Below are 13,703 nucleotides of genomic sequence, written 5' to 3'. Positions count from 1 at the left end.
AGTTTACTGGGCTTTTGTATATCTCACGTATTTTTAATCCCTTGGTATAAATTCAAGAACCGTAGCATTTATACAATAACGGTCTGTACCGCGTGGGCCTTCCCCGGGGAATAAATGCCCTAAGTGTATGCCTGTACTTTTAGAGCGCAGCTCAATACGAGTCATTCCCCAGCTACTGTCGTCATGTTCAGTAACGCTACTTTTTATTGGGTGCGTAAACGATAACCACCCAGTTCCAGAGTTAAACCTATCGCGGGTATCAAATAATGGCTCGCCACTGAGCTTATCGACAAAGGTGCCATCGGGTGTATTTTTAAAAATTTTGTATTCTTTGCAATAAGCGCGATCGGTTTTTGAATTAAATGCAACTTTATAAGCTTCACTATCGCCTAGTTTAAATGCGCCAAGGGCTTTGTAAAACGCCTCTGGGCTTGCATAGCCTTGACGTCCGTATACTTCAGTGCCATTTTCTAAAAATAAAATAGTGGGGGTTGCCCACGTTGCCGACTTAATGGTTAAACCTTGGAGTTGATCGGCGTGGCGAAAGCTCATAGCAATACTGCCTTTGTAGTCGTTAGCTACGGCGCTTTTAAATTTTTCACAGTATGGGCAGTATTCGCGTGAGTCTAATACCACTATTTGTTTACCCATTAATAAAGCGGAGTTATCTACTTGTTCGGGCGGTTTTTTGTTAAACACCACGCCAGTTGAGTGATCGGGACAATAGCCATTTGGATTTTTTTCTAAATAATTTTGATGATATTCTTCAGCTGCATAAAAAGTGTCAAGTGGCTTAATAATAGTGGCTATAGTGCCGTACTCTGCTTGCGTAAGCAGTTGTTGATATTGCGATTTAACTTGCTTTGCTACTTTCGCTTGCTCAGTGGTGGTAGTTAAAATAATTGAGCGATACTGAGTGCCTACATCGTTACCTTGGCGATTTTTTTGTGTTGGGTCGTGGCTTTCAAAGTAGTTTTCGAGTAGCTCCTTTGCGCTAATAATATTGCTGTTATAGGTAACTTGCACAACTTCGGCGTAATTGTCCTCGTCAAAGCGACGTGATTGACTGGTTATATTGCTGTAAGTGGCTTTAAAGCCGTTTCCATCGGCATAACCTGACTCAGCATCAATAACACCATTAAGTGCTTCGTAGCGTTTTTCAGCGCCCCAAAAGCAACCTGAGCCAAGTACTAGTGTTTCTACGTGCATAGTCGCTTGAACATTACTTTGCACGACTTTTTCCATTGATAAAGCAACACTGCTTGCGCTAAATAAAATAGCAACGCTAGATAAATAAATTAAACCCTGATACGACATAAACTACCTCTTAAATAAATGCTAAGGCCGGTTACTGTTGCGAATGTATTTTTAACAAAAAATAGTAACAGGCTTTAATAAAGACCTTACCTGTTGAATTATTATTTCAACTTGGTAAGTAATTAAATACGAGTGAGCGGCTTATAAGGTTTATATTTTATCTCTTAATCCATTTTGCTGGTCGCAATGGTGTAAATAAATCAATAGAACTATGTTAGCTTTGAAACTTGTTGTATTAACAGGTTTGTTTTATGAGTTCGGCTCCTATAATTTATGCACTTAGTAACAATAGCTTATTGATAGATGCAGCACATTTAGACGCAAACAATGTATTAACTATACAAAAAAAAATTTGGGCTTTAGCTGCGCACTGTAAAAACACCGCAGAGTTTACCGACTTAGTTGCAGGAATGAATTCCCTCACCTTGTATTTAAAGTCATCTGCGGGCTTAACTAAATGGCTAGAGGCATTACCATTATTATGGGATGAGCTTAAAAGCAGTACTTTTACTGGTAAACACCATTTAATAGAGACCCTATACGAGGGTGAAGATCTTGCTTATGTAGCCAGCTTTCATAATTTAAGTATTGATGAGGTAATTAGTATACATAGCAAAGCTCAGTATCACGTTTTATTTTTAGGCTTTCAGCCCGGATTTGCCTATTTACATGGTTTAGATACACGCCTACATACCCCAAGGCGCGCTGAGCCTCGCATTAAAGTACCTAAAGGTGCGGTGGCTATTGGCGCTGCCCAAACCGGTATTTACCCTAGCGACACTCCCGGTGGCTGGCATATTATTGGCCATACCAATACCACATTATTTAATAGCTCTCATTCTCAACCTTGCTTAATGCAACCAGGCGATACCCTTGAGTTTGTAGCGCTAAAAAACCAAGGAGCAGGCGCATGATAAAAGTACTAAAACCAGGCGTACAACTCACTATTCAAGATTTTGGCCGAATTGGCTATCGTCATTTAGGAGTAAGTAAAGCTGGCAGCTTAGACCCCTGTGCACAATTAATAGCTAATCGACTCCTTGGTAATAACGACAACGATGCGGTGCTTGAAGTAACTGTGGGCTTATGTGACCTTGAATTTAACTGCGATACTGTCATTGCCATCCAAGGCGCTGATTTACAGGCAAAGCTTGATGAACAGCCGATTTACCCAGGTTGGACATACGCTATTAAAAATAAACAAGTATTAAGCTTTGCCACAGGACGAGCGGGGTTAAGAGCATATATTGCAGTAAAAGACGGCGTGCAGTGCCCACTAATAATGGGCTCTCGAGCAACTGATTTAAATGCATGCTTTGGTGGGCTCGATGGCAAAGCACTCAGCAGTGGTGACTGCATTCCAATTAAGCCTTTTAATGGCCCTTTTATAAAAATGGGGGCTATTGCTCCACCGCAACGTAAAATTATCCGCTTGCACCCTAGCCCACACGCAAAGTTATTAGGTAAAACACTTTTGCATAGCTTTACTTCGGGTAAATTTAAAGCCAGCCCTAACAGTAATAGAATGGGCGTAAGGTTAGTAAATAATACAGATAATCTGATGCACACACATTCATTACCTTCTGTGGCTGTGAACCCAGGGAGCATACAATTGCCCCCCAACGGAGAGCCCATAGTATTACTTAATGATGGCCAAACTACCGGCGGCTATCCGCTACTAGGTACAGTGATCAGTGCTGACTTACATCAATTTGCACAGTTTAGAGCAGCCGATAATATAGAATTTGAATATGTAACCCTAGAGCAAGCACGCACAGCCCAACATAAACAAAATGCTCATTTATATCAGCTCAGTTTAGCACTCAATAATAGCAATAATAAAAAATAGGACGGTTATGCTCGATTTAAATATAAATAGAAGCATAGTGTAATAAAAGTACAAACTCCTACGGCAGTAACCTTACTCGCCGTTAATATTGTTTTAATGTATAGCGTGGTGTTCAATGACTAAATCAACTTACCCTATGGCGTGCGTATTAATTACCGGTTTTACTCCTTTTGATGGCGAAACCATTAACCCCTCTTGGCAAGCAGTGCAAAAGCTCGACGACCATATAATAATGAAACATAGAGTATGTGCTATTGAGTTATCGTGTGAGTTTAATACCTCTATTGCACAATTACACCAAGCGATAGAGGCCCATAATCCGGCGATAGTTTTATGTGTTGGCCAAGCTGGTGGACGTAGCGAAATATCTATAGAGCGTATTGCGATTAATATAGATGACGCTCGCATTAAAGATAATGCCGGTAAGCAACCTATTGATACCCCAATTGCAAAAAATGGCCCCGATGCTTATTTTAGCAATTTACCAATAAAACGTATGCTAAGCGCCTTACATGAAAGTGATATTCCTGCGGCCATTTCTAATACTGCCGGTACTTATGTGTGTAACCATGTGATGTATGGTTTGCTGCATTATATAAACGAAAACTATACAAAAATGAAAGGCGGCTTTATTCATATTCCTTATTTACCAAGCCAAGCAGTGCACCATAATGGCGCACCAAGTATGAGTGAAGAAGTGGTAATAAATGCGCTAAAAGTAATGATAGCTGAAGCTTTGAGCAATGAGCGCGATGTAAAAATAGCAGCTGGCACCACACATTAATCATTTTGGTGCAATACGAGCTATGTTGGTGCATAAATTATTCTTATTATTTTGTAAATGCGGTGTGACTTACGTTATTAATTCTGCTAAAACAAAGGTGAGTCGCAGAGTTTTTTTGCTCTGCAATACACATAAAAACAAGAATGAGGGGTAGTCTATGTGTTCAATTTTTGGGGTGTTAGATATAAAATCTGATCCCGTACAGTTGCGTACGCAAGCCATCGAAATGTCGAAGTTATTAAGGCACCGCGGCCCTGATTGGTCGGGTGTTTATGCATCGAAAAAAGCAATTTTAGTACATGAACGCCTAGCTATTGTAGGGGTTTCTAGCGGTGCACAGCCTTTATATAATCCAGAAAAAACACATATTTTAGCGGTAAACGGTGAAATTTATAATCATAAAGAATTAGCAGCAAATTTAACCACCGATTTTACCTTCCAAACAGAATCTGACTGCGAAGTTATTTTAGCGCTTTACAAACAAAAAGGTGCCGACTTTTTAGATGATTTAAATGGCATTTTTGCATTTTGTTTATACGATGAAGAAAATGACAGTTACCTTATTGGCCGCGATCATATTGGTATTATTCCGCTTTACACCGGTCACGATGAACACGGTAACTTTTACGTAGCTTCAGAGCTAAAAGCCCTTTCACCAATTTGTAAGCACATTGAAGAATTTCCGCCTGGGCATTACCTAAGCAGTAAAGATGGCGAGCTTAAAGCGTATTACAAACGCGATTGGCAAAGCTTTGACGCCGTTAAAAATAACAGCGCAAAGGCCGAAGATGTTAAAAGCGCACTAGAGGCTGCCGTTAAACGCCAGCTTATGTGCGACGTGCCTTATGGCGTATTACTCTCTGGTGGCTTAGATTCGTCGCTTATATCGGCTATAACCCAGCGTTTTGCGGCAAAACGAATTGAAGATAACGACGAAAGCGATGCATGGTGGCCTAAATTGCATTCTTTTTCTGTTGGTCTTGAGGGCTCACCTGATTTAGCCGCGGCTAAAAAAGTAGCCGATATGATAGGCACTATTCATCACCCTATTATATTTACTATTGAGCAAGGTATAGATGCCCTGCGCGAAGTGATTTATCACATAGAAACATACGATGTAACCACTATTCGTGCCTCTACTCCTATGTATTTAATGGCCCGACAAATTAAAGCCATGGGTATTAAAATGGTGCTATCGGGCGAAGGAGCAGATGAACTGTTTGGTGGCTATTTGTATTTTCATAAAGCGCCGAATGCACAAGAGTTTCATGAAGAGCTTAACCGTAAAGTATCTAAACTGCATATGTTTGATTGCCTACGTGCCAATAAGTCGATGGCAGCATGGGGAGTTGAAGCTCGCGTACCATTTTTAGATAAAGAGTTTGTGGATGTGGCAATGCGTATTAACCCACAAGCTAAAATGTGTACAGAGGGAAAAATAGAAAAGCATATTTTACGCGAAGGCTTTGCAGATTATTTACCAGAGGAAGTATTATGGCGTCAAAAGGAGCAGTTTTCAGACGGTGTAGGTTATAACTGGATTGATACCTTAAAAGTGTTTGTAAACGAGCAAGTGAGCGATCAAGAGCTTGCCAATGCAAAGTTTAAATACCCTATAAATACCCCCGATTCTAAAGAAGCATATTATTACCGCGCTATTTTTGAATCTCACTTTCCTGGTGATGCCGCCGCTAAATGTGTGCCTTATGGCAAATCGGTAGCGTGCTCTACGCCCGAAGCGCTGGCATGGGATGCGTCGTTTCAAAATAATGCTGACCCTTCTGGACGTGCCGCGCTTATTCATAACGATGCGTATGCTAGCAAAAGCTAAGCGAATTTGCTTAGCGCCACACAAGCCAGCATGGCTTGTGTGGCGCTTTATAACACTCGCATCGTCCCAAGCTGTTTTTTATAACCACACAGCTAACTTAGCAGGTTCAAGTGCTTTAATTGTTATTTATAAAAATGGCTTAACCTCTAAATTAATGCAATATATTGCGTCAAAATCGAATCATCCTGCGACTGTATTTTTAAATCAAAATGAGATAACTAAACCTTATTGTAAAATTCGCTGGTTTAACCAAACAAGTGAAATTAAGCGCTGTGGGCATGGCACTTTGGCTGCAGCTAACTTTTTACTTCATTATTTTTCTTATTGCCCACAGGTATTTATTACAAGCTGTAATGAGCGTTTTAAAATAAAAATTAACAGGCAACAGGCTCAGTTGGTATTAGCAAGTATTGAGTCGATAAAGTCCCCCTGCTACTGTAAATTACAGCGAGTATTTTCATTATCAATAAAAGCCGCGTACAGCAGTGCCAATAAAAACGGTTACACCTTGTTATTGTTCAATGCACAAGACGATTTAACACGCTTACAAGTTGATTTTAAAGCCCTAAGTTACCTGCATAAAAATGCGGTTATTGCGCTAACAGTACAAAATACTCAAGCACAAAATGCCATTGCACATTTTAGATACTTTGCCCCGCAGTTTGGTGTAAACGAAGATAACGCAACGGGTTCAGCAGTATCGGTTATTGCACCCTTATTATTTAGACTATACGGTTTAAATAAAGTTACGCTTATACAGCAATCGCCTAATGGCGCGTTGTTAAACTATAAACTTAACAACGGCCAAGTTGTTATTTACTAATAATTTATAGCGGCCTTAATAGGCATAAGGCAAAGTAATTATTATCGTCTTGCCATGTTTGCTCTAAACTTAAATTAGCTTGTGCCGCAAGCTGTTTAAACGATTCTAGGGTGTACTTATGAGAATTTTCGGTATGAATACTTTCACCTTGTTTAAAATTAATTTGTTGGTTATTAATTATCACTGTTTGCTCGCAAAGGCTCACTAAGTGCATTTCTATGCGGTTATGCTGCTCGTTATAACGTGATTCATGGTTAAAATTTGCTAAATTAAATGATCCATTTAGTTCGTCATTGATTCGTTGTAATAAGTTTTTATTAAATGCAGCGGTTACACCGAGTTTATCGTCGTATGCATCTAACAGTACTTGGCGCTGTTTTACCAAGTCAATCCCGATTAAAACATAGCCATTTACACCACATAAATGCTGAAAGTTTCTCATTATTTCAATGGCTTTAAGCGTGTTAAAATTACCTAAGGTGGAGCCCGGGAAATACACTAAATTAGTTTGGCTATCGAGGGCGGTTTCTTTAATAAGCTGTTTAACCATTGCGCTATCGGTAAAGTCGCCTAATAACGGAGCAATAACCAGTTCAGGGAATAATGGCGATAAATGCGCTAATGAATAGTTAAGCATTTCTGTAGATATTTCGAACGGTACAAACGTTTTTACTTTGCTCATATGAGCTAATAAGTGGGCAATTTTTTTGCCTGAACCACAACCGGGTTCTATTATTGATAAGCTTTCAGGTAGGATTTGTGCAATCTCTTTTGAGTACCTTTCTAAAATAGCCAGCTCAGTACGGGTTACGTAATACTCTTGCAGCCTTGTTATTTGCTCAAATAATGCAGCCCCCTTGTCGTCATAAAAATATTTACAGGGGAGTGATTTTTGTTGCTGGGTTAAGCCACTTATTACATCTGTTAAAAACTCACAGTTGCTTATAGAGGTATTTATACTGCACTGCTTTATTGTTGTCATTTGGCTCATGTTTTATCCTTAGCGAGTCTTATACCACTACACATCCAGGCTTGATGGGGATAATAAAAGTTTCTGTAGGTTGTACGTAAATGATTAGCAGGAGTTAACACACAACCGCCACGTAATACCATTTGATTGCTCATAAACTTACCATTGTACTCTCCTGCCACGCCTGCAATTGGCTTAAAACCTGGGTAAGGTAAATAAGCACTGTTTGTCCATTGCCAGCAGCTATCTGTAAGCTGTCCAATAGCAGCGCTACTATCGGCCATATTTGGCAATAAAAGTGACGTGTGCGCTGTATTACTTGGTGCGTGTTGCTGGGCTGCATATTCCCATTCAAATTCTGTGGGCAGGCGTGCATTAACAAAACTTGCATAAGCGCTGGCCTCATAATAACTAACATGACAAACCGGCGCGGCTAAGTTAAGGGGTAATAATCCGTAATGGGTAAACTCAAACCACTCCCCGTTTATATAATGCCAATACAATGGCTGTGTTAAATTATTAGCCTGTATATGTGCCCAGCCGTCACTTAGCCAATGTTGCGGGTTGCTATAGCCTGAGCTATTAATAAAGCCTAAATACTCTGCATTAGTCACTAATCTATTAGCAAAGCTAAATGGATGAACCAGCACAGAGTGCTTAGGTTGTTCGTTATCGTAGGCAAATTGGTTTTCAGCATTGTTCCCTATATTTATAATTGCTTGGTCAAAGTTTATAAACTTTATAGCGGCACTGGATTGCTGGTTTGGTACTTGAGTTGGCTTTAGTGATTGGTACGCAGGAAATATTGGGTTAATAGAAAAGTTATACTTAATATCCATCAACATTAGCTCTTGGTGTTGTTGCTCGTGATTTAGGCCAAGAGTAATTATTTGCTCTATTTCTGGGGTTATTGCAGTATTTAACACGCTTATAACAGCTTCATCAATATATCGTCTGTATGCTATTACGTCATCAAGACTCGGCCTCGATAGGCTGCCTCTGTTGCCCCGCTTAAATTGCTCACCAATTCCGTTGTAGTAAGAATTAAATAATATTTTAAACTCAGGGTTAAATACTTTGTAATTACGGCTATGAATGCAGAGTAAAAATGTTTCAAAAAACCAACTGGTATGCGCAAGATGCCATTTACTTGGGCTTACGTCGGCCATTGCTTGTAATTGACAGTCTTCTGCACTTAACGCACTAATGAGTGATAGGCTATATTTACGTACCGATTTAAAATGCTCACTAAGCTCATTTTTTCCAACTAAATGTTTAATATCATTAGTCATAGTCGCAATTTACTCCTTTAACTACTTTACTGTTAAAATATAACCTAATGTTAAATCATATACTAAGTACTCTTAGATTAAAGGGGCGTTTATATTAGGCACCTTTAATTAGCAGCTTATTAGTATTTACATACTCCGTGACAGTAATTATTTACCTATGTGTTTTTATAATTCTGATTTCGGATAATATGCGCTGATTTATAAGTGTTCTCGTATATGTATTAGTAAATAGTAAACTAATTTAACAAGTTAGAGAGTGTTTGTTTTTTATACTTAAAAGCAACAAACATCATCATTTTGACTATAATATCAGCAGTCTAAATACAAAATCATTTACATTTAGTATTTAACTCATACACTAGTAAAGTTAATGATCAAAAATCAGATTAGTTAGTCTTCTAATTATTTGTGTTTAAACTAATATAATTACAAGACTAATATAATTAATTACGACACTGGGTAACATCCAGGGTTAGAACAACAAATGAGGTATTGCATGAGCGAAGAGCATGACAAATATAGTATTGATAGTACGGACTATACCGTAGGTCAAGACAACGTACAAAAATGGGGGTTAGATATACATAACTCTGTTTTCGGCATAAGTGCTGGTCTGATTGTCATCTTTTTGATCGCTATTTTAGTTACCGATCCACAAACAGCTAAGTCTGCACTTGATAGTATAAAAACAGATATTATTAATAACTTTGATGCCTTATTTATGTGGGCTGCTAACTTTTTCGTTATTTTTTGTTTAGCACTTATTGTATCGCCTTACGGTAAAATACGTTTAGGGGGAGATGATGCAGTACCTACTCACTCTCGCCTTTCATGGTTAGCTATGTTATTTGCTGCAGGTATGGGTATTGGCTTAATGTTTTGGGGTGTTGCAGAACCGCTTGCTTATTATACTGGCTGGTTTGAAACACCTTTAAATGTAGCTCCTAATACACCAGAGGCTGCAAAACTAGCAATGGGCGCAACTATGTTCCATTGGGGTCTACATCCGTGGGCTATTTATGCAGTTGTCGCACTTTCACTTGCATTCTTTACTTATAACAAAGGCTTACCACTGTCTATCCGTTCTATTTTTTATCCTATTTTAGGTGATAGAGCGTGGGGATGGCCTGGCCACCTTATCGACATTTTAGCTGTGCTTGCAACACTCTTTGGTCTTGCAACTTCACTAGGGCTAGGAGCACAACAAGCCTCTGCAGGTATAGATCATGTATTTGGTACCTCTGGTGGTGTTGGTTCACAAATTTTAGTTATTATTGGGGTTTCACTTTTAGCTATTATTTCGGTAGTTAGAGGGATTGATGGCGGAGTAAAAGTACTTAGTAATGCCAATATGTTAATTGCCTTGGTTTTACTTGTGTTTGTATTTTTAGTTGGCTTTGCTGTTGCTATAGGTAATGTTCCTACTACCATAATGGGCTATGTAGAAAATATTATTCCCTTAAGTAATCCTCATGGTCGTGAAGATGAAACCTGGATGCATGGCTGGACTGTATCGTACTGGGCGTGGTGGATTTCCTGGTCACCGTTTGTAGGTATGTTTATTGCGCGTGTTTCTCGTGGTCGTACTATACGTGAATTTTTAATTGCGGTATTACTAGTGCCTACTGCTGTTACTATTTTATGGATGTCTATATACGGCGGTATTGCTATTGATCAGGTGGTTAATAATGTAGGTGAGCTAGGTACTAACGGCCTTACTGAAGTACCACTTGCTATGTTCCAAATGTTTGATGCATTACCTTTGTCTAACATTTTATCGTTTGTAGCGATTATTTTAGTATTGGTGTTTTTTATTACGTCATCGGATTCTGGTTCATTGGTAATTGATTCGATCACGGCTGGTGGCAAAATTGATGCACCTGTACCACAACGTATCTTTTGGGCTGTAACCCAAGGTGCGGTAGCTGCCGCACTACTTTGGATAGGTGGAACTGAAGCTATACAAGCGCTGCAAGCTGGCGCTATATCTGCCGGGTTACCTTTTACTATTGTATTGTTGTTTATGTGTTTAAGCTTACTGTTGGGCTTACGTACTGAGCCTCGTACTAAAAAGTAACCGTACTTATTACCCTTACTGGTAATTATAAAAAGTACTAATAAAAACGCCGCAAATTATGCGGCGTTTTTTATAGCTATAAAATAAAGTTTATATCCACAAATCATCTATCGGCGTATCTAAGCGATAATGATGACTCAGCTGCGCTTGTAACAACTCAGCTGTGGCCAATGCATCGGTTAGGGCATTATGGTTATTATACGCAGGAAGTGAGTAGCGCTTACGACAATCATTTAATCGCAACGAGCCTATTTTAGAATTAAATAACCGCCCTATTAAACCCTGGCGTGCTGTTAATGCTCTTTTTTCAATATCCATAGTGTCAACTAACGCAAACTCTATGCCTTCGTGCAGCCTAAGTAACAACGCATTATTTAAAAATGGCCGCTCAATTGCTGCATAATGTACCACCACGACTTTACCGCTTAGCGCGGCAAGCAAAGGCTCAATAATACGATTAAAGTCTGGTGCATCATCAACCTCTGAGTGCGTAATACCATGAATGATTATTGATTCTTCATGTAAGTTTCTGCGCGGTTGTACTACCCAATGGCGGCTGTGCTTGCAGTATATTCGCTGTAAGTTAAAAGGCACTAAACCCACACTCACTATGTCATCTGCTTCGCTATCTAAGCCGGTGGTTTCAAAATCCATCGCTACAAATGGCACATCAGCTATTGCTGCAGCAGGCTGATTAAAAGCCGATGCATAAAACTGCTGTAACAAGGCATTTTCACTGCTATTTGCTAATTGCTGATACCTAAGCGACCAGTCAACTATTGCTTGCTTTTGCTTGCTCATAGAAAAATCACTTCACATTTGTATTTGAAATAAAGCTAAATTTTAGATAGTTTTGCGCTTTTTCAAGAATCGCAAATGCCTCTTTTAAATTACGCTGCTCAAACGGTGAAAGTTGATGCGGATCTAAATTATTATCGGGCTCTTCACCTTGCTCTATTTGTAATGCTTGATGACGAATTCGCATCATAGCTATATACTCCAGCGCATCTCGTAAATCTTGTGCTTTACCCTCGGGTAAACTTTTTGCGGCAATTATATCCTCAAGGCGGTCAAACGAGTTTTGTTTGCGTGAACCAATCGCTAATGCATGCACCCGTATAACATCCGAAAGTGGTGCGGTACCACGGCGTTTTAAGTTCATTGAGTGCTTATGCTGGCCGTTATGCTCTAAAACAAAACCTTTGAAGAACCCAAGAGGCGGCGTTCGATTACGCGCATTAGCAGCCATATTTGCCAAAAACACCCTATTTGCTTTGCTTTGTTTAGCAACAAAGACTTTGAGCTCATCGGCCCATTTTGTTTTACCCCAAACGCCGTCCAAATCAAAAAATATAGAGCTGTGTAATAACGTTTGTGGTTTTGGTTTCGCTATCCAATCTGCAAATTGCTCAAACCACTGAGAGCGAGTTTTACGCCACTTTTTAAATGACGCCATAATTTCGCCATCGCAATAGGTGTAGCCACATTGTGCTAAACCATCGCAAACAAAGTCTGCAATATTTTGAAAGTACTCGTTATGTAACTCATCGTTGTAACTGTCATCTAAAATAAGCGCATTATCTTGATCCGTTACTATAAGTTGCTCATCGCGCGCCATGGAGCCTAAAGCAATAAAACAATAAGGCACGGGAGCTGGCCCATACTTTTCTTCAGCTAATATTAATAACCTTTGCTTAAAAGTACGGCCAATCACTGCCATGGCTGTACCAACCATATGAGAGTTTGCATCTTCGTTAACCATACGCACAAATACATTAGGTAACTGGCGGGCATAATGGGTTAAGTCTTCCACTGATTGCTGGGCCAAAATACCACGCACTAATAACAAGCTACTTTGCGACTCGTAACGTAAAATATCAGACAGTGATATTACCCCAATCGGCCTGCGTTTTTGCACTACCGGCAAATGATGCAGGCTGTCTCTTAACATAGCTAATACAGCTTCGAAAACGTAGGCATTAGCATCTAAAATCACTAAGTTAGTAGACATAATATGCTGTGCTTGAGTATCAAACGACAGCCCTGGCGCAACCACTTTATTACGTAAATCTCGGTCGGTAATTATGCCAACTACTTGGCCATCATCCTCTTCCGGGTCGTCGTTAACGGGCTTATTTATATCTGTAACCAGTACTGATGAAACCGCTTCTTCACTCATTAATTTAGCAACATCTTGCACCGTAGAAGTGGTTAATACTGTCACTACATCGCGATGAATAAGCGACTTTACTTTTGCTGTCGTTAAATCGTTACTGTCGGCTTGCTCAACAATAGCTTGGTGCAAACGTACATTGCCATCGGTTTCAAAGTAATCAGCAAATGCATCAAACTCATCGCAATAACGATTAAACAGTTCAACATTAATGCAGTAAACCAATGTGTCTTCTAGTGCAGTGGCCGGAAAACGCACTTTGCGGTTCATCAATAGGCCCATTTGGCCAAATATTCCACCCACGGCTAAACGATTATAAAGCTCGCCATTACGGCGATACATTTCTACCGAGCCGCTTCTTATAACGTACAAGTCGGCAATATCTTGGCCTAACTGTAAAATCTCTGTTTGCGCTCTAAAGTATGCAACTTCAACTTGTTGCGCCAGCTCGTTAAGCGCTTTAATGGGTAAATCGTTAAAAGGGGGATGCTGTGCTAAAAACTGCGCTATTTCTATTTGTTCGGCTTGCATAGTTGCTTCCTACATAGCGATATTATGATGTGTTTTATACTAATTTAATGCAATTG

At 39.6% G+C, this 13,703-nt stretch carries 12 protein-coding genes; 7 read left to right on the top strand and 5 right to left on the bottom strand.

Features of this window, described 5'->3' with window-relative positions:
- Positions 1–33 precede the first annotated feature (33 nt).
- The gene (msrA, locus tag CIK86_RS05885) at positions 34–1,317 is read right to left on the bottom strand and encodes a peptide-methionine (S)-S-oxide reductase MsrA (protein WP_086996109.1); all 1,284 of its coding nucleotides are present in this window, start codon (positions 1,315–1,317) and stop codon (positions 34–36) included.
- A gap of 251 nt (positions 1,318–1,568) precedes the next feature.
- Between msrA and pxpB the strand changes: the two genes are divergently transcribed.
- From pxpB to CIK86_RS05860, 6 genes are all read left to right on the top strand, one after another.
- A complete protein-coding gene (pxpB, locus tag CIK86_RS05880) occupies positions 1,569–2,231 on the top strand; it encodes a 5-oxoprolinase subunit PxpB (protein ID WP_086996106.1) in 663 nt (220 codons plus the stop codon).
- A complete protein-coding gene (locus CIK86_RS05875; RefSeq protein WP_086996103.1) occupies positions 2,228–3,166 on the top strand; it encodes a biotin-dependent carboxyltransferase family protein in 939 nt (312 codons plus the stop codon). Before pxpB ends, CIK86_RS05875 begins: the two co-directional genes overlap by 4 nt.
- Positions 3,167–3,208: 42 nt before the next feature.
- A complete protein-coding gene (locus tag CIK86_RS19490; RefSeq protein ID WP_303394021.1) occupies positions 3,209–3,289 on the top strand; it encodes a hypothetical protein in 81 nt (26 codons plus the stop codon).
- Complete coding sequence (gene pcp, locus CIK86_RS05870) at positions 3,282–3,950, top strand: pyroglutamyl-peptidase I (RefSeq protein ID WP_011328121.1); 669 nt, start codon at positions 3,282–3,284, stop codon at positions 3,948–3,950. The genes CIK86_RS19490 and pcp overlap by 8 nt, the downstream gene beginning before the upstream one ends.
- Positions 3,951–4,107: 157 nt before the next feature.
- Positions 4,108–5,781 (top strand): asparagine synthase B, encoded by a 1,674-nt coding sequence (gene asnB / locus CIK86_RS05865; protein WP_086996100.1) that lies wholly within the window; start codon positions 4,108–4,110, stop codon positions 5,779–5,781.
- Positions 5,765–6,604: a PhzF family phenazine biosynthesis protein gene (locus CIK86_RS05860; protein ID WP_086996181.1), complete on the top strand. Its 840-nt coding sequence runs from the start codon at positions 5,765–5,767 to the stop codon at positions 6,602–6,604. The genes asnB and CIK86_RS05860 overlap by 17 nt, the downstream gene beginning before the upstream one ends.
- A 4-nt stretch (positions 6,605–6,608) precedes the next feature.
- On the opposite strand, the gene egtD is transcribed toward CIK86_RS05860, so the two are convergent.
- Both egtD and egtB read right to left on the bottom strand, forming a co-directional pair.
- Complete coding sequence (gene egtD / locus CIK86_RS05855; protein ID WP_086996097.1) at positions 6,609–7,595, bottom strand: L-histidine N(alpha)-methyltransferase; 987 nt, start codon at positions 7,593–7,595, stop codon at positions 6,609–6,611.
- Entirely contained in the window at positions 7,592–8,866 is a 1,275-nt protein-coding gene (gene egtB / locus CIK86_RS05850) for an ergothioneine biosynthesis protein EgtB (RefSeq protein WP_086996092.1), read from the bottom strand. Before egtB ends, egtD begins: the two co-directional genes overlap by 4 nt.
- Positions 8,867–9,362: 496 nt before the next feature.
- Here egtB and CIK86_RS05845 point away from each other — a divergent pair, with 496 nt between their 5' ends.
- Positions 9,363–10,943, top strand: coding sequence for a BCCT family transporter (locus tag CIK86_RS05845; protein ID WP_011328116.1), 1,581 nt, complete (start codon positions 9,363–9,365; stop codon positions 10,941–10,943).
- A gap of 90 nt (positions 10,944–11,033) precedes the next feature.
- On the opposite strand, the gene CIK86_RS05840 is transcribed toward CIK86_RS05845, so the two are convergent.
- Both CIK86_RS05840 and CIK86_RS05835 read right to left on the bottom strand, forming a co-directional pair.
- On the bottom strand, positions 11,034–11,744 hold the full coding sequence (locus CIK86_RS05840; RefSeq protein ID WP_011328115.1) for a 3'-5' exonuclease: 711 nt from the start codon (positions 11,742–11,744) through the stop codon (positions 11,034–11,036).
- Positions 11,745–11,751: 7 nt separating this feature from the next.
- A complete protein-coding gene (locus tag CIK86_RS05835; RefSeq protein ID WP_011328114.1) occupies positions 11,752–13,647 on the bottom strand; it encodes a putative nucleotidyltransferase substrate binding domain-containing protein in 1,896 nt (631 codons plus the stop codon).
- Positions 13,648–13,703 lie beyond the last annotated feature (56 nt).

Source organism: Pseudoalteromonas sp. JB197 (assembly GCF_002332205.1).
GTDB classification, from domain to species: domain Bacteria; phylum Pseudomonadota; class Gammaproteobacteria; order Enterobacterales; family Alteromonadaceae; genus Pseudoalteromonas; species Pseudoalteromonas nigrifaciens.
This window is presented reverse-complemented; position numbering and strand designations above follow the sequence as displayed.

Excerpts from the sequence above, each read along its gene's own strand:
- msrA (WP_086996109.1), bottom strand. The coding sequence starts at position 1,317 with ATGTCGTATCAGGGTTTAATTTATTTATCTAGCGTTGCTATTTTATTT.
- pxpB (WP_086996106.1), top strand. The coding sequence starts at position 1,569 with ATGAGTTCGGCTCCTATAATTTATGCACTTAGTAACAATAGCTTATTG.
- CIK86_RS05875 (WP_086996103.1), top strand. The coding sequence starts at position 2,228 with ATGATAAAAGTACTAAAACCAGGCGTACAACTCACTATTCAAGATTTT.
- pcp (WP_011328121.1), top strand. The coding sequence starts at position 3,282 with ATGACTAAATCAACTTACCCTATGGCGTGCGTATTAATTACCGGTTTT.
- asnB (WP_086996100.1), top strand. The coding sequence starts at position 4,108 with ATGTGTTCAATTTTTGGGGTGTTAGATATAAAATCTGATCCCGTACAG.
- CIK86_RS05860 (WP_086996181.1), top strand. The coding sequence starts at position 5,765 with ATGCTAGCAAAAGCTAAGCGAATTTGCTTAGCGCCACACAAGCCAGCA.
- egtD (WP_086996097.1), bottom strand. The coding sequence starts at position 7,595 with ATGAGCCAAATGACAACAATAAAGCAGTGCAGTATAAATACCTCTATA.
- egtB (WP_086996092.1), bottom strand. The coding sequence starts at position 8,866 with ATGACTAATGATATTAAACATTTAGTTGGAAAAAATGAGCTTAGTGAG.
- CIK86_RS05845 (WP_011328116.1), top strand. The coding sequence starts at position 9,363 with ATGAGCGAAGAGCATGACAAATATAGTATTGATAGTACGGACTATACC.
- CIK86_RS05840 (WP_011328115.1), bottom strand. The coding sequence starts at position 11,744 with ATGAGCAAGCAAAAGCAAGCAATAGTTGACTGGTCGCTTAGGTATCAG.
- CIK86_RS05835 (WP_011328114.1), bottom strand. The coding sequence starts at position 13,647 with ATGCAAGCCGAACAAATAGAAATAGCGCAGTTTTTAGCACAGCATCCC.